The organism is Bacillus sp. FSL K6-1106 (assembly GCF_038005245.1).
Classification (GTDB): Bacteria; Bacillota; Bacilli; order Bacillales; family Bacillaceae; genus Bacillus; species Bacillus altitudinis.
Window position 1 is genome coordinate 573,134 of record NZ_JBBOSV010000002.1, and the last position, 20,632, is coordinate 593,765.

At 41.7% G+C, this 20,632-nt stretch carries 23 protein-coding genes and 7 tRNA genes; 2 read left to right on the forward strand and 28 right to left on the reverse strand.

The window, feature by feature from the left end; genetic code table 11:
* Positions 1 to 271: 271 nt before the first annotated feature.
* The 4 genes from MHI20_RS17550 to MHI20_RS17565 all read right to left on the reverse strand — a co-directional run bounded on the left by MHI20_RS17550 (position 272) and on the right by MHI20_RS17565 (position 2,759).
* Positions 272 to 475 carry a cold-shock protein gene (locus tag MHI20_RS17550; protein WP_003214229.1) on the reverse strand — a complete coding sequence of 68 codons (204 nt, stop codon included), beginning with the start codon at positions 473 to 475 and terminating at the stop codon, positions 272 to 274.
* A 286-nt stretch (positions 476 to 761) separates the two neighbouring features.
* Positions 762 to 1,268, reverse strand: a complete 507-nt coding sequence (locus tag MHI20_RS17555) for a GrpB family protein (RefSeq protein ID WP_144668423.1) — start codon at positions 1,266 to 1,268, stop codon at positions 762 to 764.
* Between the two features lie 215 nt (positions 1,269 to 1,483).
* Positions 1,484 to 2,278 carry an alpha/beta fold hydrolase gene (locus tag MHI20_RS17560; protein WP_144668425.1) on the reverse strand — a complete coding sequence of 265 codons (795 nt, stop codon included), beginning with the start codon at positions 2,276 to 2,278 and terminating at the stop codon, positions 1,484 to 1,486.
* A gap of 145 nt (positions 2,279 to 2,423) precedes the next feature.
* The gene (locus MHI20_RS17565; protein ID WP_034666063.1) at positions 2,424 to 2,759 is read right to left on the reverse strand and encodes a winged helix-turn-helix transcriptional regulator; all 336 of its coding nucleotides are present in this window, start codon (positions 2,757 to 2,759) and stop codon (positions 2,424 to 2,426) included.
* A gap of 178 nt (positions 2,760 to 2,937) precedes the next feature.
* Between MHI20_RS17565 and MHI20_RS17570 the strand changes: the two genes are divergently transcribed.
* Positions 2,938 to 3,912: an NAD(P)-dependent alcohol dehydrogenase gene (locus tag MHI20_RS17570; RefSeq protein WP_144668427.1), complete on the forward strand. Its 975-nt coding sequence runs from the start codon at positions 2,938 to 2,940 to the stop codon at positions 3,910 to 3,912.
* A 428-nt stretch (positions 3,913 to 4,340) separates the two neighbouring features.
* Here MHI20_RS17570 and MHI20_RS17575 read toward each other — a convergent pair.
* From MHI20_RS17575 to MHI20_RS17635, 13 genes are all read right to left on the reverse strand, one after another.
* Positions 4,341 to 4,424: transfer RNA gene (locus MHI20_RS17575), tRNA-Leu, on the reverse strand.
* Between the two features lie 46 nt (positions 4,425 to 4,470).
* Positions 4,471 to 4,553 (reverse strand) — tRNA-Leu (locus MHI20_RS17580).
* A gap of 7 nt (positions 4,554 to 4,560) precedes the next feature.
* Positions 4,561 to 4,636: transfer RNA gene (locus MHI20_RS17585), tRNA-Lys, on the reverse strand.
* 32 nt (positions 4,637 to 4,668) lie between these two features.
* Positions 4,669 to 4,743: transfer RNA gene (locus MHI20_RS17590), tRNA-Gln, on the reverse strand.
* 25 nt (positions 4,744 to 4,768) lie between these two features.
* Positions 4,769 to 4,840, reverse strand: a tRNA-Glu gene (locus MHI20_RS17595).
* Positions 4,841 to 4,849: 9 nt separating this feature from the next.
* Positions 4,850 to 4,940, reverse strand: a tRNA-Ser gene (locus MHI20_RS17600).
* A gap of 4 nt (positions 4,941 to 4,944) precedes the next feature.
* Positions 4,945 to 5,019: transfer RNA gene (locus tag MHI20_RS17605), tRNA-Asn, on the reverse strand.
* Between the two features lie 209 nt (positions 5,020 to 5,228).
* Entirely contained in the window at positions 5,229 to 7,076 is a 1,848-nt protein-coding gene (locus MHI20_RS17610) for a sigma-54-dependent Fis family transcriptional regulator (RefSeq protein ID WP_340940203.1), read from the reverse strand.
* A gap of 108 nt (positions 7,077 to 7,184) precedes the next feature.
* On the reverse strand, positions 7,185 to 8,564 hold the full coding sequence (gene lpdA / locus MHI20_RS17615) for a dihydrolipoyl dehydrogenase (RefSeq protein ID WP_340940205.1): 1,380 nt from the start codon (positions 8,562 to 8,564) through the stop codon (positions 7,185 to 7,187).
* A gap of 18 nt (positions 8,565 to 8,582) precedes the next feature.
* Entirely contained in the window at positions 8,583 to 9,713 is a 1,131-nt protein-coding gene (locus tag MHI20_RS17620; RefSeq protein ID WP_340940207.1) for a dihydrolipoamide acetyltransferase family protein, read from the reverse strand.
* Positions 9,714 to 9,730: 17 nt separating this feature from the next.
* Positions 9,731 to 10,768 (reverse strand): alpha-ketoacid dehydrogenase subunit beta, encoded by a 1,038-nt coding sequence (locus MHI20_RS17625; RefSeq protein WP_277519646.1) that lies wholly within the window; start codon positions 10,766 to 10,768, stop codon positions 9,731 to 9,733.
* 20 nt (positions 10,769 to 10,788) lie between these two features.
* Positions 10,789 to 11,766, reverse strand: coding sequence for a thiamine pyrophosphate-dependent dehydrogenase E1 component subunit alpha (locus MHI20_RS17630; RefSeq protein ID WP_340940212.1), 978 nt, complete (start codon positions 11,764 to 11,766; stop codon positions 10,789 to 10,791).
* A 191-nt stretch (positions 11,767 to 11,957) separates the two neighbouring features.
* Positions 11,958 to 12,431 carry a SprT family protein gene (locus MHI20_RS17635; RefSeq protein WP_268413042.1) on the reverse strand — a complete coding sequence of 158 codons (474 nt, stop codon included), beginning with the start codon at positions 12,429 to 12,431 and terminating at the stop codon, positions 11,958 to 11,960.
* A gap of 99 nt (positions 12,432 to 12,530) precedes the next feature.
* On the opposite strand from MHI20_RS17635, the gene cmpA reads away from it, so the two are divergent.
* Complete coding sequence (gene cmpA / locus MHI20_RS17640; protein ID WP_008346893.1) at positions 12,531 to 12,665, forward strand: cortex morphogenetic protein CmpA; 135 nt, start codon at positions 12,531 to 12,533, stop codon at positions 12,663 to 12,665.
* Positions 12,666 to 12,684: 19 nt separating this feature from the next.
* Here cmpA and MHI20_RS17645 read toward each other — a convergent pair whose 3' ends face one another.
* The 11 genes from MHI20_RS17645 to MHI20_RS17695 all read right to left on the reverse strand — a co-directional run bounded on the left by MHI20_RS17645 (position 12,685) and on the right by MHI20_RS17695 (position 20,524).
* Entirely contained in the window at positions 12,685 to 14,844 is a 2,160-nt protein-coding gene (locus MHI20_RS17645) for a Tex family protein (RefSeq protein ID WP_061418053.1), read from the reverse strand.
* A gap of 76 nt (positions 14,845 to 14,920) precedes the next feature.
* Positions 14,921 to 15,520, reverse strand: coding sequence for a PP2C family serine/threonine-protein phosphatase (locus tag MHI20_RS17650; RefSeq protein ID WP_024719202.1), 600 nt, complete (start codon positions 15,518 to 15,520; stop codon positions 14,921 to 14,923).
* Entirely contained in the window at positions 15,520 to 16,308 is a 789-nt protein-coding gene (gene sigB / locus MHI20_RS17655) for an RNA polymerase sigma factor SigB (protein ID WP_012009000.1), read from the reverse strand. Before sigB ends, MHI20_RS17650 begins: the two co-directional genes overlap by 1 nt.
* Entirely contained in the window at positions 16,274 to 16,762 is a 489-nt protein-coding gene (gene rsbW / locus MHI20_RS17660; protein ID WP_048001251.1) for an anti-sigma B factor RsbW, read from the reverse strand. Before rsbW ends, sigB begins: the two co-directional genes overlap by 35 nt.
* Positions 16,759 to 17,088: an anti-sigma factor antagonist gene (locus MHI20_RS17665; RefSeq protein WP_017358393.1), complete on the reverse strand. Its 330-nt coding sequence runs from the start codon at positions 17,086 to 17,088 to the stop codon at positions 16,759 to 16,761. The genes rsbW and MHI20_RS17665 overlap by 4 nt, the downstream gene beginning before the upstream one ends.
* Before the next feature lie 59 nt (positions 17,089 to 17,147).
* On the reverse strand, positions 17,148 to 18,155 hold the full coding sequence (locus MHI20_RS17670) for a PP2C family protein-serine/threonine phosphatase (protein WP_017358394.1): 1,008 nt from the start codon (positions 18,153 to 18,155) through the stop codon (positions 17,148 to 17,150).
* 10 nt (positions 18,156 to 18,165) lie between these two features.
* Positions 18,166 to 18,567, reverse strand: coding sequence for an anti-sigma regulatory factor (locus MHI20_RS17675; RefSeq protein ID WP_003214085.1), 402 nt, complete (start codon positions 18,565 to 18,567; stop codon positions 18,166 to 18,168).
* A gap of 2 nt (positions 18,568 to 18,569) precedes the next feature.
* Complete coding sequence (gene rsbS / locus MHI20_RS17680; RefSeq protein ID WP_003214235.1) at positions 18,570 to 18,938, reverse strand: RsbT antagonist protein RsbS; 369 nt, start codon at positions 18,936 to 18,938, stop codon at positions 18,570 to 18,572.
* Positions 18,939 to 18,942: 4 nt separating this feature from the next.
* Positions 18,943 to 19,773 (reverse strand): RsbT co-antagonist protein RsbRA, encoded by an 831-nt coding sequence (locus tag MHI20_RS17685; RefSeq protein WP_024719204.1) that lies wholly within the window; start codon positions 19,771 to 19,773, stop codon positions 18,943 to 18,945.
* A gap of 114 nt (positions 19,774 to 19,887) precedes the next feature.
* Positions 19,888 to 20,238: a type II toxin-antitoxin system endoribonuclease NdoA gene (gene ndoA, locus MHI20_RS17690; protein WP_003214169.1), complete on the reverse strand. Its 351-nt coding sequence runs from the start codon at positions 20,236 to 20,238 to the stop codon at positions 19,888 to 19,890.
* A gap of 4 nt (positions 20,239 to 20,242) precedes the next feature.
* Positions 20,243 to 20,524, reverse strand: coding sequence for a hypothetical protein (locus tag MHI20_RS17695; RefSeq protein ID WP_012008995.1), 282 nt, complete (start codon positions 20,522 to 20,524; stop codon positions 20,243 to 20,245).
* Between the last annotated feature and the right edge of the window lie 108 nt (positions 20,525 to 20,632).

The window sequence follows — 20,632 nt, forward strand, 5'->3', positions numbered from 1 at the left end:
TACCTGCTTCCCCACTTTTTGAATACATTTTCTCTACGAACAAATCCCTCTATCTTCGACCAGTAAAGAAAAAAGAATTTATTTAAGCAAATTCCGCATATTGTAAATCCAATATGCTATACTGTTGATAAACCTTTGAAGCATGAATTTTTTTACGATTACCTTGTAACATCTCCCTACTTGTACGTTGAGTAGGGTTTTTTATTGCAGAAATAAATGAAAACACAAAAAAACAGGCTCTCTACAGAGAACCTGTTTTAAAAAATGAAGATTAAGCAGTTTTTTGAACGTTAGCAGCTTGAGCTCCACGAGAACCTTGCTCTACGTCAAAAGTTACTTTTTGACCTTCGTCTAAAGATTTGAATCCGTCACCTTGGATAGCTGAGAAATGTACGAATACATCGTCTCCTTCTTCACGTTCGATAAATCCAAAACCTTTTTCTGCGTTAAACCATTTTACTGTACCTTGTTCCATGTTTGTTGCCTCCTAGTGCGTTACCACACAATGTATTATACTATCCTTGCCCAAAGTATCCTCAAGACGAAAAGTCTTTCTTCATGCTATCCTTTACGCCGAACAAAAATAATTATTCTTATTGTAACATGAATCGGAAATTATTGCAATTTAGGATTTAAAAGAGCACCGAATGTGCTATGGTAACACAAATAAGACAGAGATTTAATGATGAAATGTTTATTTAGCTCTGTTCAATCATTTGTGCATAAAATCAGCTTTTTTCAGCATGAAAAGAAATCTTTATCTAAATTCTCTCTAAAATCGATTGGACAAAGTTAGTTTTTCCCTCGGCATATTTGTGTTTGTCATTTTTAATTAAGCTAGATAGGTTCAGTTTGAGTTGCTCGTACTCAATTCTTACTAATTTGTTACTTCTTAAATAATCCCTGAAATTTAACTGTTCAAGTAAATATCTATTGCCTGTTTGATACATATGAATTTGGTGAGTACGTGGTTCTCCTTTGTTAAAATAGTGTCTCTCAGGTAAAACTTTGGTCCCTCTATATGAATAACCAAGCCCTTGCAAAGCTGTTACACACTGTTTCCCGTCAAAAAAACAATCTATTTCAATCGCAATATCAATAATGGGTTTCGCACTCAAACCATTAACTGCTGTACTTCCAATATGATGCACATTCACTGTATACTGACCAATGACCTCTACTATGCGTTTCTTTTCCCTTTCAAATTCTTTGCCCCATTCAGCAGACCAGGGAACTAAAAAAACTTCCCCTCTTGGCAATCCAAGCATAAGCTCAACCCCACCTTATCATTTCGTTGTTTAGTTGGAAATTTCAATAGTTTGAAGCCATTCGATCGATTAGAATGACATTTATTATATGATAACTCATACAAAAAGCCCACTCACATAAGATGAGTGGACTTTTTCGTTCACAAACTATAAAAATCATTAATACAGCCACGAACCCGAATCAAGAAAATTTCTATTTATACAAAGGTGAACAACTACATATTTTCCGACTCAAGTCTGTTTAACCAGTTATGGACTAATGAATGAAACACATCGGGTTGTTCAATCTGCAGGTTGTGACCAGCCATATCAAGCACTGCAAAAGTGGCCCTTGGATAGTCTTCGATCAGCCGCCACGCATCTTGATATCCGACTACATCGTCTTGACGCCCTGTGATCATGAGCGTGGGATACTGAAATTCAGCTGAAATGTCGAAGGTATAGCCATACCCATTTTGAAGAATGTTATTGATGAATTCATGATTTGTTTGTTTAGAAGGAAGGTAAATTTCATCGCGAAACCTCTCCCATTCCGTTTTTCCTTGCACAACCGCCATGGAGCAAAATGCATCCGCCTCCTCTGAAGACAAATGCGATATCAAGTGGCTGTCACTTTTTAGAACTGTCTTCTCTGGTACGACTCTTTTATCGAATACAGGTATAGTCATTGGGGCCACAAGCAGTAATCCACGAACGGTTTCCCGGCGTGAATGAACAATACCTCTAGCTATGTACCCTCCATACGAATAACCACAAACAATAAACTGTTCATCAGGGATCATCTCGTCCAAAAGACGCAATACCGCTTCTAACATTTCGTCAGAGTTCTGAATAGATGGGTGAGGGTGGGAACGTCCCATACCCGGTAAGTCTATGTATATTCTTTTCCAACCGCTTTGTTTTTCAAATACCGGTTCCAATGCATGTAACATCACTTGATGGTCAAGTGTCCAACCATGCAATATCACGATCGGAAATCCTTCTCCAATGACTTTATGATAAATTGACATGTATTTGCATCCCCTTTTCTAGCGCTTCCCTAGTAATCTCAAGATTTTTTGTTGTTTTTCTTCATCATAGCTTAAAGTGAATAAAATCTTTGTTAGGAAGCTATGCTATGATTCCCCAACGAACTTCTCACGCAGATGGATTTTATTATGACTTTGATTTTTCTAATTGGTTTTCGCCCCATAAAAGAAGTTGTTCGAATATAGGGATCAGCTCTAGTCCTGCCCCAGTCAATGAATATTCTACTCTTGATGGAACTTCATTATACTGAACTCGTTGAACAATTCCGTTTTCAATCAGGTCCTTTAATGATTGATTGAGCATTGTTCCTGTAATTCCATACACTTTACGCTTTAACTCATTATATCGAATCTCCTTGTAACTACATAGTACAGCTAAGATTTTTAAATTCCATTTTCCTGCTAATATATTTAATGCATAACTCGCTGGAGCTATCGCTTTATTCAGCTCACTTTCAGTCATATTTTATCCACCCCTTAGTCAGTTTTTCCTTCCTTAAGCAGTTTATATTGCGTACTTGTTAAATCAATTCCATTTATTATAATCAAATATGTAAACCGTGTCATCCATGTAATAGAGAGCTAAATTGATTATAAAAATCCTTCAAGTTAATACTTTTTCAAGGAGATGGAGTGAGTAAATGAAAAATGAGAAGATGCGCGCTGCACAATACACTAATTATGGATCACCGAATGTTCTTTTTGAAGATTTTATATCAAGACCAGTTATAGAACCTGGAGAAGTACTCATTCGTGTACATGGGTCGAGTGTAAACTCTATGGATACACTGTTTCGATCAGGTAAGTTAAAACTATTAACGGGTAATCAATTCCCTAAAGGGACTGGAGCAGATTTTTCTGGAGAGGTTGTTGAAGTAGGGTCGAACGTAAAAAGTTATCAATTAGGTGATAATGTGTGGGGGGTTCTCCCTATTAATTTAAGGAACCAAGTTGGTAGTGCTGCTGAATATGTAGCTATATCACCTGAGAAAATATCTAAAACTCCTATAAAGATTGATCTCATACAAGCCGCGGCATTGCCTGGCGTAGGTGCTACTGCAATTATTGCCTTAAAATATAAAGCGAACCTTAGAAAAGGAGAAAAGTTACTTGTACGTGGTGCAAGTGGTGGAGTCGGAAGCATTGCGATTCAAATTGGAAAAATGTTAGGTGCTCATGTAACTGCTCTTGCAAACGAAAAACATCTTACTTTTCTTCAGGAGCTAGGTGCAGACGAAGTATTTGATTATAAAGAAACATCTCCTACTGATCTTAAAAAGTTTGATGTAGTCATGGACACTGTGGGAACTGACCTTAAACATTATAGACGCTTGCTTGCAAAGAACGGTAGAATGGTTACTATTGGATTTCCTAGTTTTTCGTCCTTCATATATATATTAACTTCAACTATTTTCGGCTCTCGTAGAGTTCGCACATTCAGCGCAAACCCCCAAAATGAAATTTTAAAAGAATTAGCATCTTATGTAGATTCCAACAAGGTCAGACCAGTTGTTGATAGCATTTATCGTTTATCTGATGTTGCCAAAGCACATCATTCCTTAGAAACTGGAGGTGGACGGGGAAAACGTATCATAAATTTACTTGATAAAAAATAAACCATCAATTGACATGACATTAATTTTTCTGTTGCAAAAGGTACATGCTTGGTAGCCATTTCAAATCTTCCAGCTCTTCTAAAGTATTCAGCTGCTTCTAATTCAAAATCTTCAATATCATTATACATTTTCCTACTTTTTAAGAACCCAAAACATCGGTCTAACAAATGCTTATCTTCTTTTAAATACAGACCTTGAAGATTATTAAATTTCGAAATATACTCGACATCCATACAATGAAAATATTTCACATTTTATGACGAATTTGTAACAAAACCAAACTTAGGGGGGAAGTTTAAAAATTTAACACAGATCATATAATGCTCTTACTCGAGGAATATAATATTATACAAATTTTTCTCTCCAAAATAAAAATATTGAAAATAACACAAAAAAACCAAAGGTCTATAAACCTTTGGTTTCTTAGATGCGGCCGAGAGGACTTGAACCTCCACGGGTTATTCACCCACTAGGCCCTCAACCTAGCGCGTCTGCCATTCCGCCACGACCGCGTGTATGATGTGCTCATATATTCATAAGTGCACTGTTTAAAAACAATGCGGGTGAAGGGACTTGAACCCCCACGTCATAAAGACACTAGATCCTAAGTCTAGCGCGTCTGCCAATTCCGCCACACCCGCGTGACAATGGTGAGCCATGAAGGACTCGAACCTTCGACCCTCTGATTAAAAGTCAGATGCTCTACCAACTGAGCTAATGGCTCATCTGCTATGCAGAAAAACATATATAAAAAAATGGCTGGGCTAGCTGGATTCGAACCAACGCATGACGGAGTCAAAGTCCGTTGCCTTACCGCTTGGCTATAGCCCAACGAATCAACATAAAAAAGAAAACATGACCCGTACGGGATTCGAACCCGTGTTACCGCCGTGAAAGGGCGGTGTCTTAACCGCTTGACCAACGGGCCATATGATAATGGCGGAGAAGGAGGGATTTGAACCCTCGCGCCGCTTGCGCGACCTACACCCTTAGCAGGGGCGCCTCTTCAGCCACTTGAGTACTTCTCCATTATGGCTCCGCAGGTAGGACTCGAACCTACGACCGATCGGTTAACAGCCGATAGCTCTACCACTGAGCTACTGCGGAATAATGAGACATGTTTCATTATATCTATGCCAGAAAAATGTGTCAAGAATTTTTAAACGTTTCATTCCTGCTTCATTTGCGACGGCTTTTATAATTTAACATATACTAATATAACAGTCAAGCCTTTTTCCATGCCATTTGTTTAACTTGGCAGAAAGCCCCCGACCTCCACGTAGACCAAGGGCCTTGATGCACCCTTCCTCATAAGATTAAGACAAATGAAACTTTCGCATCCACTTATAAAAAGTACTTCTTGGCACTCCTGCTAACCTCGCTGCTTCTGACACATGACCTTTTGTTTTATGCAGTGCGTCTATCACTGTTTGCTTTTGAATGCGTTCCCTGAATGTGAGTTCTTTTGAAGTCTCGGGTTGCTCCGCTGGATGCAGCTTCTGTTTTTTCTGATCAATCGTCTCTAATACTGAAGCATATTGCGATTCACCAATCCATCCACCTTTCGGAAAGAGGACCCTTAGATGTTCAAACAGGTTAAAAAGCTCTCGTATATTCCCTGGCCAATGATACGCCTGTAATTTCTGAAAAAATGATTCAGGAAACGCTGCATTCCAGTGATGCTTCTTTTGGTAATAACGATACAAATCATGAATGTCTTCTTTTCTTTCTCTAAGCGGCGGGATATTGATCGGATAGACATGAAGACGGTAATACAAGTCTTCTCGTATTTTTCCTTCCTTCAGCAGTTCGTTCATATTACGGTGAGTCGCTGTAATGATTCGAATATCCAAAGGGATTTCGTGTGTCCCGCCTAGCGGTACGACTGCCCTTTCTTCTATCACCCTAAGAAGCGCTACTTGCATCGCATATGGGATTTCGCCTATTTCATCTAGAAAGAGTGTTCCTTTATGGGCTTGTTCAAATTTCCCTTTAGCTCCGTGACGTTTTGCTCCTGTAAAAGCACCTTCAGCATAGCCAAACAGCTCACTTTCTAACAGGCTTTCAGGAATGGCTCCGCAATTAACAGCAATAAACGGCCCTTTATGCCTTTCACTGGCGGAGTGAATGGCCCTAGCGGCGAGTTCCTTCCCTGTCCCTGTTTCTCCCCAAATATACACATGAGCATCTGTTTGTGCCGCTCTCTTCATCTCACTAAGCGTCTGTTGAAATACCTTACTTGTTCCTGATTCCCCGGGAAATTGAGCAAAAGAAACGGTCATGCTGCTTTTCGCTGCTTCTTCAAGAGAAAGGGATATGCCTAGCACCTTCCCGTCTTGCTCTGATTGAATGATCTGCTTTCCCCGGATAACAAATGGATGATCCTTAAGCCGCTCAACATCCATTCCATGCCAGTCTGAAAATCGATCTCTTATCGACCTGCTGGCAGACACAATTTGCTTTTTTTCATTACAGACCACATACGGTTCATCTGCTTCCACCTGCTGGAGACAATGAGTGATCAGTTCCATCTCTCTCCTTTTTTGCTCGACTTGAATTTCTCTCTCTATGGCATAAGCAACCGTTGAAGCCATTCCAAGCATAAAAGGGTGCTTGTTATCCGTCATACAGGAAATGTCAATCACCCCTATGATTGTACCGTCCGCATCGCGAATTGGAGCAGCTGAACAACTCCAATGATGTGAGGCGATAGAAAAATGCTCCGTTCCGTTGATCGTCACCGCTTCTCCGATGACGAGTGCCGTTCCGATCGCATTTGTCCCTACATCTGTTTCAGTCCAGCGTGAACCCTCCATAAAATTAATTCTTCTGGCTTCCACCATCGTTCTTTCGCTTCCTGTCAGACTTAGCACATAACCATCTGCATCGATGAGTAAGGCCAGCATATCAGAATCTTTTAATTGCTGATTGATTTTATTTAAGTAAGGAAGAGCCGCATTTAGGAATAATGAATATTTCTTTTTTTGGGCACTGAATCGTTCCTTTTCTAACAACGACTGTCCTTTATCTAAATACGGATTCACATTTGCCTGTTTACACCTGTGCCATGATTCTGCCACTCTCTTATTCAGACGAGACTGATCAAGCAAACCTTCACGAACAAAACGTTTCCACGTATTTAAATAACAAGGCGTCGGATTCATTCCATCCTCTCCTCTGGGGGCTTTTTATTCATTATAGATAAACATAAAAGCGCTTTCAATTATCATTGGCTAACCCAAGAAGTCAATTGGATAGAAAAGGAGTCTCTTTCAGCAGTGCACCGCTCTTCCAATGGTTTGCAGAACGGCTTCGTGTATTGCCTCTGAAAGTGTCGGATGTGCCGCAATAAACTGCTCTAATGTATCGGCGGTCAACTCTGCATGCATCATCACCGCCGCTTGTCCAATCATTTCTGTTGCATTCGGTCCAATGATTGAAACGCCTAATATTTCTTGATATTGCGGCTCTACAATGACCTTTACGTGACCGGCTGGTTGATTTAAGATTAATGCTTTTCCATTTGCAGAAAATGCACATGTACCTATCCGAATCTCCTCATATTGTTTTCTAGCACTCTCTTCATTTAAACCAACACTCGCGATTTCTGGAGAGGTGTAGATGCACCTCGGAATCACTTGTTCATTGACCTTTAGATGTTCACCTGATGCATGGGAAGCCGCAACCGTCCCTTCATGAAAGGCAGTATGAGCAAGCTGGACACCACCTGTCACATCACCGCACGCATAAATATGCGGGAGATTGGTTTGCATATGTTCATTGACGTAGATTCCGTTTCTATCAAATTCAATTCCAATCTGATCAAGATTCAACTCTCCAAGTTGCGGAGTTCTGCCAATCGCCACTAAGCAAAGATCCGACTGGATGTCACAACGTTCTCCTTGATTATTCTCCACCACTACTTTTCTTGAAGAGGAATCAAGCTGTTTGACTGCGGCGGACGTCAAAATGTTTACACCCGTTTCTTCGAGCTGCTCGTGAAGACATTGTGCTGTATCACGATCTTCTTCTGGTAAAATGTGCACTGTCCGTTCAACCATGACAACCTTTGATCCCATTCTGCTAAAGATGCTCGCAAACTCACAGCCAATCACCCCGCCCCCAATGATACAAAGTGAATCTGGGATCGAAGAAAGTGACATGGCGTCCTTGCTGTGAATGATCCATTCGCCATCAAAAGGTGCAAACGGTAAAGCCGCAGGCACAGCCCCTGTTGCAATAATGATTTGTTTTGCTTGAATGATTTCAGACTTTCCTTCACTTTCTATGAATAGCTCATGTGCTGATAGAAATGAAGCCTTCCCATTTACCACGGTAATTTTGTTTTTATTCATCAAGTAACGAACACCATCAGTGAGCTGCTTGACGACAGACTGTTTCCGCTTTTGGACAGCATTCCATTGAATGATAGGCTCATGTTCTGGAAGCTCAATTCCAAAATGTCCAGCCGATTTCACATGCTCATACATATCGGCGCTTTGCAAAAGTGCTTTGGTCGGGATACAGCCTTCATTGAGGCAGGTACCTCCCAGCTGACCTTGATCAATTAACACAACCTCTCTGCCAAAACGGGCGGCTGTTATGGCCGCCACATAACCTGCTGGTCCGCCTCCTATAATGACCAGTGTCATGGTACATTCACCTTCTTTCTATAAAAGAATGGATAATGGTTCTTCTAAGTGTGCTTTGACCGTTGATAAAAATGCAGAGGCAGGCGCCCCGTCCAGCACGCGGTGATCAAACGTAAGACTGAGTGGTAGGATGGTCCCTTTGCACAATTCATCCTCTCGATAAACAGGGGTGTCATACATTGTTCCGACGCCAAGGATCCCCGCTTCCGGCGGATTCAAAATTGGTGTGAAATGCTCTACACCATACGCTCCAAGATTGGTGATGGTAAAGGTAGAACCTTTGATTTCGTCATGTAGAAGCTTTCCTTCACGTGCTTTTTTACCATACAATTTAATGCCCTTCGCCAGCTCTATCAGCGTTAACCGCTCCGCATGCCGAATGACCGGTACAGCCAATCCGTTATCTAACGCAGCAGCAATCCCAAGATGAACATTCTCAAAGGTTTCGACAACTCCGTTATGATATTGACTGTTCATCGCAGGATGTTCTAACAACGATAGGATTGCTGCTTTGGCTACAAAATCGGTGATGGTCAACTTTGTCTCGTAACGTGCGATGGCTGTTTCATTCAGCTGTTGTTGTAGGTTTGTCAGTTTTGTCACGTCCGCTTTCATCGTAATGGTTAATTGTGCACTTGTTTGCAGGCTTTCCATCATTCTTGAGGCAATTGTTTTCCGCATCATGTTAATAGGCTGTTGCACTGTCTCGTTTTGTTTCTTCTCTTTCCGTTCAGGAAGTGCACGAAGCACATCCTCTTTCGTAATTCTTCCACCTGGTCCTGTCCCCACTAGCGTATCAATGTCTAGATTTGCGCTATTCGCCATTTTACGGGCAACAGGGGAGATTTTCTTTCTCTCTTTCTTTGGTTTTGACTGGATTTCTTTTTCTTTCTTTCTCTCCACCTGTTCATTTCCTTCACCGATATAGCAGATGACCGTGCCGGGCGGTACACCTTCTCCCTCAGACACTTTTATATCCAAAATGGTTCCTTCAGCAGGTGATTCGATCTCCATTTCAATTTTTTCGGAGTTGATGCTTGCAATGCTTTCTCCTTTACTTACGGTCTCACCGACCTCTTTATTCCAGACAGATACCGTTCCTTCTTTCATCGACATGCCCAATTTAGGCATCACAACTTCGACAGCCATCTCCCTCTCTCCTTTCTCTAGTTCAAGATCTTGTCATGCCTCTTGCCAATCATCTCTAATACTGTGTTCACAACTTTATCGGGTGTTGGCAAATATATATCTTCAAGAGGCGGTGAAAATGGCACCGGTGTATGAGGAGCCGTCACTTTTTTGATTGGTGCGTCCAGTAAATCAAATCCTTTATCTGCAATCAAAGAAGAGATATCTGCGGCAATTCCGCATCTTGGATTTGCTTCATCGACAATGACAAGTCGATTTGTTTTTTCTACTGAAGTCAGAATGGCCTCCTCATCGAGCGGCGACAAGCTTCTTGGATCAATTACTTCCGCTTCAATACCTTGAGCAGACAATTGCTCTGCCGCTTCGAGTGCTGTATACACTTGTTTGCCCACCGCAAAGATGGTTACATCAGAACCTTCCCTCTTCACATCTGCTTGACCAAGCGGCAATGTGTAATACCTCTCCGGCACATCTCCTGTGATATTGTAAAGCGTCTTGTCTTCAAAAAAGATGACAGGGTCCTGATCCTCGATGGCTGCCAGCAGCAGCCCTTTGGCATCATATGGTGAAGAAGGCACAACTACTTTCAATCCAGGGATACTTGTAAATAGTGCATACAAACTTTGCGAATGCTGGGCAGCTGCTCTAAAACCCGCCCCATGGGTCGTTCTAATCGTGATTGGCACCTCTGCTTTTCCGCCAAACATGTATCGAAATTTTGCGCCTTGATTCAGCACTTGGTCGAGACAAGTACCGATAAAATCATTAAACATGAGTTCAGCAATTGGTCTTAGCCCTGTTGAAGCAGCAGCCATGGCCGCACCTATATAGCCAGCTTCACTAATCGGTGTATCAAGGACACGTTCACGCCCAAATTCCTGAACAATCCCTTTTGTTACACCAAGAACACCGCCCCATGCTTCATCATCCTGTAAGTGATCTACATGAGCACCTCCCGCAACATCTTCCCCCATTAAAATGACATCTTCGTCTCTTCTCATTGCCAGTTTAATCGCTTCATTCAAAGCACTAGACATGCTGATTTCTCTTGTCATTTCCCTCTCTCCTTTCAGATTTATTGATACGAAACATACACATCAGTTAGCAATTCAGTATGATCTGGATATTCACTTTCTTCACTGAATCTCACGGCTTCATCTATCGCTTCTGCTACAGACGCTTCAATACTTGATATTTCTTGATCTGTTAGCAGCTGCTGCTTTAATAATTCATTTTTAAAAAGAGTGATGGCATCTTTCTCTTCTTGATGTTCGGTTTTTTCTTGATTGGTTTTGTAGCGCTGAGCGTCTCCTTCAAAATGACCATAATTCCGATATGTCATGCATTCAATCAATGTCGGACCTTCTCCATTTTTTGCTCGTTCTATCGCTTGTTCTGCTGCTTGATAAACGGCTGTCACATCTTTTCCATCCACTTGAATACCCGGAATACCATAACTGGCGGCTCGATCCACAATCGATTTGCAGCTTGAAGCATACGAAAATGGCGTCGCTTCCCCGTAACCATTGTTTTCTGCGATGAAAATGACTGGCAGTTTCCAGATGGCAGCGAGATTGATTCCTTCGTGAAAAGTCCCTTGATTGTTAGCACCATCCCCAAAAAAGCAAACGCTTACATTATCTTTCTTTTTATATTTAGCCGTGAGGGCTGCCCCACACGCAAGTGGAAAGCCGCCTCCAACAATCCCGTTGGCACCGAGCATTCCTTTATCAAAATCTGCAATGTGCATAGATCCACCTTTACCTTTACAAAGACCTGTGGCTTTTCCATAGATTTCTGCCATCATTCCTTTTAGATCACAGCCCTTGGCGATACAATGACCGTGGCCACGGTGTGTACTTGTAATACTGTCTTGTTCATTCAGGTGAGCGCAGACTCCTACAGCAACAGCTTCTTCACCAGCATAAAGATGGACAAAACCTGGCAAGATCCCTTTTGTAAAAAGCATGTGTACTTGATCTTCAAATTGGCGAATTTCCTGCATTTTTTGATACATCCAAACGGCTTTTTCTTTTGTAAGTGCCATTTCCATGATAAAACCTCCTATCTTTTTTGCTTGCACTTCTATACAAGCAAAAAGCGTGCCAACATCATGGCGCTTGAAAGCTGAGGATTTGAGCGATTCCCATCGATCAAAAAGAGACAAAATGAGACTCGCGTCTCTATTTGTCTCAATATGTCTACTTCATCTCACAAAAAAAGCATCCCATAAAGGAATGCATATCACTCTGAACCGATTGTACGCTGCCATTTTAATTTTCCTTTGCAGACGCCGCACACATAACGAGAGGTATCAACTCGCCTTTTCCTGATAAAATACTGACCGCATCCTGTGCAAACATATTCTTGTCGCTTCTGTCCACGTCGTTTATTTTGTACGGTCTTTAGCGCTGTACAAAAACGCGGGGCTCCTACTTGTTTTAATAACTCTTTAAAGGAACGGTCACGATGCTGATAGCCTTTTCCCTCAAGATGCAGATGATAATGACACAGCTCATGCTTGATGATTCCGATTAATTCTTCTCGTCCATGTTCTTCTAGGTATCGGCGGTTCAATTCGATATTGTGTGTTCCAAGTAAATATCTCCCGCCTGTCGTTTTTAAACGGGGATTGAAAACAGCCTGATGGCGAAACACCTTACCAAAGAACTGCTCTGAAATGTCTTCTGTTAACTGCTGTAACTCTCTCTCGTTCAATCAAAATCGTTCCTTTCTATAAAAACCTCGAACGAGACAATTTCCTCTTTGCATACATTGAAGGTACACCCACTGTTTTGATCAAAGGAGGAATGGGCGATGCCCAACTGGCTGAAAAATCAGATGCAGAAAGCATTTTATGAGAAAAATCATTATCAAATCAAATTGCTTAATCAATGCTGGTACTTCTATAGAAAAAAACATTCAGTCACATCAAGGCACACCCCATCCTAAGGTGCGCCTCGTTTTTTGTTTACTCTGGTTTTAGCATCGAAAGAGCCACCCGACCTTTTGCCTGGTCAACGGAGTCTACCCAAACAGTCACAATATCACCGACTGACACGACGTCAAGTGGGTGCTTCACAAAGCGGTTGCTCAGCTTCGAAATGTGGACAAGTCCATCCTGTTTTACGCCAATATCAACGAATGCGCCGAAGTCTACGACGTTTCTCACCGTTCCTTGTAGCTCCATCCCTTGCTTCAAGTCCTCCAATTTCAACACATCTGTTTTCAAAAGAGGTTTTGGTACTTCATCGCGCGGATCACGCTCAGGTCTTGTCAGCTGATCAATGATATCCTGGAGTGTAATTGGACCAATGTCAAGCTGCTGTGCGGCTTCGTCTAACTTGACCTCAGCCATTTTCTCTTTTAACTGTTCTGTTCCAAGATCGTCTGGCGTCATGTTGATCATGCGTAAAAACTGTTTTGTTTCTTTATAGCTTTCAGGGTGAATACCTGTGCGGTCAAGTGGATCTTGTCCATCTGTGATGCGCAGGAAGCCGATACACTGCTCATATGTCTTTGCACCAAGCCTCGGGATATCCTTCAGCTCTTTTCTGCTTGTGAATCTCCCAATCTCTTCACGGCGCTTGACGATGTTCCCTGCGACGGCTTTTGAAAGACCTGACACATATTGCAGCAGTGCCTGTGAAGCTGTATTAACGTTCACACCGACTTGGTTGACGACCGTCTCCACCACGAAGGTTAACGAGCTGTTTAATTGCTTTTGGCTCACGTCATGTTGGTATTGGCCTACTCCGACAGACTTCGGATCTATTTTCACGAGCTCTGCTAATGGATCTTGTAATCTTCGAGCAATGGATATAGCGCTTCGTTCTTCGACTTGCAAGTCTGGAAACTCTTCTCTTGCCAGTGCAGATGCAGAGTATACACTTGCCCCTGCTTCATTCACGATCAAATATGAAACTGGCTGGTCCAGCTCTTGGATCAAGTCTGCGATGAATTGTTCGGTCTCTCTTGAGGCTGTTCCGTTTCCGATCGCAATGACTTCAATGTTGGATGATTGAATGATTTCTTTCACTTTTTGTTTGGCTTCCGCTTTTTTCTGCACAGGCGGGTGCGGATAAATGACGCCAATATGATGGACTTTTCCTGTATCATCCACGACGGCTAATTTACAGCCTGTACGAAACGCAGGGTCCACCCCAAGTACACGTTTCCCTTTCATCGGCGGTTGAAGAAGGAGCTTTCTTAAGTTTTCAGCGAAAATATGAATGGCTTGTTCCTCTGCTTTTTCTGTCAGCTCTTTTCGTATTTCCCGTTCAATTGAAGGCTGAATCAAGCGCTTGTATGCATCATCAATGGCCGCTTCAATGTAAGGTCTCGCCGTCGTTTGCTTGCCTTTTAAAACTTGTTTATCGAGGTAGAAACGGATATTTTCAGCAGGTGGTTCGATGGTTGCTTTCAAAATCCCTTCTTTCTCGCCTCGGTTGACCGCGAGTACACGATGAGGCACAATTTTTTTAATCGGCTCTTGATAGTCGTAATACATTTCATAGACGTTTTTCTCGTCGTTTTCAACGTCTTTTCCTGATGTGACAAGACTTCCCTTTTGGTACGTCTCACTGCGAATCCATTTCCGCATATCAGGATCATCCGCAAGCTGTTCAGCAATGATGTGCTGGGCGCCCTCTAGTGCTTCTTCTGCGGTTGTGACTTCTTTTTCTTCATTAATAAAAGCCGATGCTTTCTTTTTGATCTCATCGTTTGGCAGCTGCAGTAAATACTCCGCAAGCGGCTCAAGTCCTTTTGCTTTGGCTACATTGGCCTTCGTTTTTCGTTTTTGTTTAAATGGTCGATATAAATCTTCGACCTCTTGCAGCTTATGCGCCTGTTCGATCTTCTGTTTTAATTCATCTGTTAATTTGTCTTGTTCAGCGATTAAGCGAATCACTTCTTCTTTTCGATTCGTCACATTTTGGATATATGTATAGCGTTCAGAAATGGTTTGAATTTGCACCTCGTCTAGTGAGCCTGTCTGCTCTTTCCGGTAGCGTGCAATAAACGGGACGGTATTGCCATCCTCTAATAGCTGGATCACACTTCCAATTTGTTTTGTTGAAAGCTTTAATTCTGTCGCAATTTGTTTCAATAAAAAGTCAGATGTCTTCATACTTTGCATCCTCTCACTGTGTCTTCTCTTTTAGTGTATCAAAAAAACCGGCAAAACAGAAAAAAGGTCAGCTATTTCATGTAAGCTGACCAAGTACATAGGTGAGATCGTCTTTCTTGTCTTGTGTGTATGTTTCAAGTTCTTTTGCGATGTCTGCAACTGAATGGCTATGCTTTAAACACATTCGCATGTTTGGCACATTCAGCCCGTCTGAATACATAATGAATGTCGAACCTTTTTCGTAGGAATAGGTGTATGTTTTGTATTTTCTAGGTTTACCTGATAGATATCCTGATGTCGGAAGTGGATAAATATAGTCGCCAGAAGGTGCATTCAAGATAAAACGAATGTTACCAACCGAACAATAGGTAAACTGCTGTTGGGAAAAATTCACCTTTAATATGGCTACAGTGGCCCCGCGTTTATTTTTCATGGCTTGATTGCATCTATCAATGAGGGTTATTACATCCTCATGTCCATATTCTTCGACAATTTCGCTGACTAAAGAAGATGATTCATTGGCGAACTGGCCGCTGCCTAATCCGTCTGCTACAGCACAAATTAGTTCTTCATCATCTGCTTTAATAAAAAAACTGTCCCCGCAGCATGATTTTCCTTCTTTGTTCGATTGATAGATAATGGCGTTTACATGCTCATGCTGTTCGATCTGCTTCATTACCCTAGCTCCATAGACGCATCTTCTGACAATGCATCTCGTAGCTTTTTAACTGCCTTCCGCTGCAGCCTTGATACATGCATTTGAGATATGCCGAGTAAATCGCCTGTTTCTTTCTGGCTTTTATTTTGCAAATACGTGAGATTGATAATTTCTTTTTCTCTATCTGTCAGAACGTGAAGCACACTTTCAAGCATCATTTTTTGGTTTACACGTTCGTACCCTTCTTCTTGTGAGCCGACGACGTCTAAAATCGTCACAGTGCTTCCTTCAGAATCTGCCTCTACGCCTTGGTCAACAGACAGCGCTTGATAACTTTTGCCCATCTCCATTGTTTCAAGAACTTCTTCTTCTGTTACATCTAGATATTCTGCGATTTCTTGTACTTTAGGTGACTTTTGCGTTTCCGTTGTCAGGTGATCAACTGCCATCTTGATTCTTGGTCCAAGCTCTTTAATTCGTCTTGGTACATGGACACTCCATGTTTTATCACGTAAAAAGCGTTTGATTTCCCCGATAATGGTTGGAATGGCAAATGCCTCAAATGACTTACCGACAAGTGGATCATAACGCTTAATTGCGCCGAGTAGACCAATCATTCCAACTTGTCTTAAATCCTCATGAAAGCTTTTTCCTTTGGAGTATTTCTTCGCGAGCATATCCACAAGATTTGTATAACACTCAACTAGTGTTAGCTGCGCCTGCTCGTCTTGGTTGGATTGATAGCTTTGAATGAGGCGATCCACTTCATCTTTAGTTAGTTTCATAGTTTTGGATGGTTGTGTCATGGTCAACTCGCTCCCTGTTTAAAAACTTTGTCATCGCCACGGTAACTCCGGAGTTTGCTTGCACCTCGACTTCATCCATCAATGTTTGCATTAAGTATAAACCAAGACCTCCTTCTGCCAATTGATCCACCGTATGAGCAGATGTGTACGGCCCTAGGTCTTCCTGCTTTTGCTTAAAGTCAAAGCTACCGCCTTTATCAGCGACAATGATTTCTAGACGATCTTCATAGACAAGAAAGCGAACCGCTACCTCTCCATCTTCGCCATCTGCACCTTTATAGGCATGCTGAACTGCATTTGTACAAGCCTCACTGACGGCAATTTTTAAGTCTTCGATCTCTTCGTAGACATAGCCCATTCGGCTCGCTACGCCTGAAAGAGTCAGACGAATGATGCCTACATATTCTGGTTTTGCCGGTATTTTCATCTCGATTAGATCTACTGTTTCGTTCATTGTACCCCACCCTCTGACTTTGCAGAAATGTCAATGATGTCCTTTAGTCCAGTGATTTCAAACAACCTTACAAGCCGCTCTGACAAGTTCTCAAGCTTTAGTGTTCCACCTGCTTTTTGAGCTGCTTTAAACAACCCAACAAATACACCTAATCCTGTACTATCCATATACGTAACATCCTTCAAACAGATCTCTAGATGCTCGCCCGCCTCGGCTTTAGGCATGAGTGTTTCTCTTAGCTGAGGAGCAGAGTACACATCGATTTCTCCGCTAACACTAATTTTTGTTTTTTGATCTATTTGATGCTCTTTTACAGACATATTCATTATGCATTCACCTCGAAATTCTTGTTTCCTTGAATTTTATATACCCGTCTATGCACTTTCTAAACCTTCCTTTTGAGGACAAGTAACGTAAAATCATCATGCAGCTGAAATTCTTGCAGCTTGAGTAAGCTGTCATAGATGGAATCCACCATTTCCTGAGCTGAATAGGATAGGTTCTCAGATATCAGGGCTTTGATATCCTCACGCTCTAGGAAGCCATCCTCCGATTTGGATTCTGTGACACCATCAGAGAATAAGATCACCATATCCCCTACGTCCAAATGCTTCTCATACTGCTTATAATCAAAATCTGGTGCAATTCCAAGCACAAGACCCTTCGCATCTAAATCGTAAAATTGATTCTCTTTTTTGCAATAGAAAAAGCCCGGCTCATGTCCAGCCGATGCGTACTTAAATTCATGTGTTTCTTTATTATAGCTGCCATAAAACATGGTGATAAACATGCTTGGGTCTACGTTTTGCTCGACCACACGATTAAGGGTTTTGAGCACTTTCGTTGGGCCGCTTCCTGACTCTGGCAAGGAGTCCATCGCATACTTAATCATCGACATACAGAGCGCAGCTGGAATGCCTTTCCCAATGACGTCTGCAATCGCGATATTGATTGTATCGTGATCTGTTACGAAATGGTAATAATCCCCGCTCATCTGTTTTGCCGGCACACTGATGGCTCCGATATCAAATGTGTCTCCTTCTGGAATTTTCGTTTCCAGAAGGGTTTGCTGAACATTTGCAGCAATTTCAATTTCCGACTTAATTTCTTGCTGGATGCCTCTTAGTGTTAAATGCTCCTGGTAGGCAAGTCCGTATCCAATCATGACTTCAATTAAGAAGTCTAGTGAATGAAAGACATCTTCCGGCAAATCAGGGTAAAGCTCCTGAATCACTTTTCGGTGAACACTCACTATTTCTTCAGGAGGTATTTGATGCTCAATGGTTTTACGGCTAAATTTTTGAGCTTGATAAAGCGATGTTTCAGTTAAATCACTGATATAACGACTGAGCAGCTGATGGTACCGCTGCTCCATTACCTCCTTAAAATCCATGGTTTCCCTCCTAGCGAAGCCACTTGACAGCTTGTATCTCAGTTCCTTGTTCTGGTGCGGAATCTAATTTAAATTCATCCATCAGTCTTCTGACGCCCGGCAAGCCTGCTCCGAGTCCGCCTGATGTAGAAAATCCGTCTTCCATTACTTTACGTATATCCATGATGCCAGGCCCCTCATCGGCTGCGATGACTTTGAGTCCACGCTTTCCGCGCTCCATTACTTCTTCTATACAAATCTGACCTTTACCAGCGTATAAATAGATGTTACGAGCTAATTCTGAAATGGCCGTCGTAATTCTTGCTTGGTCAACTGTTCCAAAACCAAGTTCTTTTGCAACATTCCGCCCCAATTGTCTTGCTGCGACTATGTCCCATTCCGTCAATATTTTTACACAGGATTGGTCTTTCATATCTATTCCCCCAATTCCCGCTTCAGTGTCTCAAGCCCTTGTTCAAGATCTAGTGCTGTCTGAATTTCTTCCAGTGAAATGCCAAGTTCAATAAGCGTCACAGCGACTGCCGGCTGTATTCCTGTTAATACAACTTTTGCCCCCATGAGCTTGGACATGGTGATCACATCGCCTAATACCTTTGCGATAAATGAATCAATCATATCGACGGATGTTAAGTCAATGACCACACCGTTTGCTCCTGTTTCATGAATTTTATTCAGTAAGTCTTCTTGAAAGTGAAGAGCTGTTTGATCATCAAGCTCCCACTGTATTGAAATCAGAAGACAATTATATAATTTTAAGATTGGAATCTTCGGGTGATTTCTCAATTGGTTATCCCTCCAATGAAACAATTTTTCGATTTGTCATTTCCAAAGCAGTTTGAATTCCTTTTTGAAGGGTATTCTTTGTTGTAACCTGAGATAAATCAATTCCAAGGTTAACGATCGTTTGGGCTATTTCCGGGCGAATACCAACAAGTAAACACTTCGCTCCTACTAATCTCACAGCCTCTGACGCTTGAATAATATGGTGTGCCACCATTGTGTCCACGACAGGTACACCCGTGATATCAATCAAAACGACCTGTGAGCGATGTTTGACGACACCATTAAGCAGGTTCTCCATAATTTTTTTCGCACGATCTGTATCAATTGTGCCAACAAGTGGCATGACGGTGATGTGCTCAAACACAGGGATTAGCGGGGCAGAAAGTTCCTGCAGCGCAATTTTTTGAAGGCTGACGGTTTTTTCCCATGAGATGGAATACTGGTTTAAGATCTCATTATGGATGGGTGTGATGAATCGATCGATTTGCCAGATGAGGTCATGACTTTCTTGTGTTGTATCTTTGTCATCGTTCATTTTTTCATATAAATGTGTACGGATTTCCGTTAGACCGTTTGCCAGTAACTTAAGTGATATACCCATTTGAACGATTTTCAAAGCAAAATTTTGCACTTTTTCTTCAAAATCCTCATTACCCCCCTCTGAAAGAGATGTAATGATGAGTTGAACATATTCCGAACAGATGGTTTCATACATTTTGTCGTTCAGCATCATGTCCGTTTCTTTTTCTCCGAGTCGTTTTAAAATGTCCGTCCACTCTGTTTCTAATTCCTTTTGGTGCTTTCTTGCAAAAGCTAACACGATATGATTCGACATGTTTTACCCCCTACTTACATTTAAAGCTCTTCTTTAGTCTTTCTTCATTATAACGTTAAAAAAAATTGAACACAAAAAAAGTTGCTCCCAATAGAGCAACCAAGTATCACCATATTAAAAATCAATAAGAGCCAAACTAACTTGTAAGGCTTCATCAACCTTCTCCATCATCTCATCATCAAGATGTGTGATTTTATCTGTCAATCTTTGTTTATCGATCGTACGAATCTGTTCCAAAAGAATGACAGAATCTCGTTCAAAGCCGTAGCGCTTTGCATTAATTTCGACGTGAGTCGGTAATTTCGCTTTTTGTATTTGGGCTGTTATGGCTGCAACGATAGCAGTCGGGCTGAAGCGATTTCCAATGTCATTTTGAATCACCAATACTGGGCGAACCCCGCCCTGCTCGGAGCCAACAACAGGAGATAAATCAGCAAAGTAAACATCACCGCGTTTAACAATCAAATGTTTAACCCCCGCTGACTAATCGCTCAACTGTATTCTCAGCCTCAAACTCTGCGTATTGTGCTTCTGAAGAGATATTCAGATTAATTTTCGCCATCTCCATGTAGCCGCGTCTCATCGATTCACGATTTTGTCGAATATTACGTTCACGAATATACGTTTTTGTCGCTCGGTAGATCAATTCATTTCTTGTTACCTTATCCTGCTCTGCTACTCGTTCGATCTCAGACATTAAAGTCTCCGGCAGTCGAATCTTCATTTCGTTTGTTGCGCTGGATTCAGACAAAAAACATACACCTCCACAAAACTTACGGATTCCGTATCGATCCATTCCAAGACTAATCATACCATTATTCAATGCACAAGCAAAGCTGTTTTTTCATGATTTCTTATT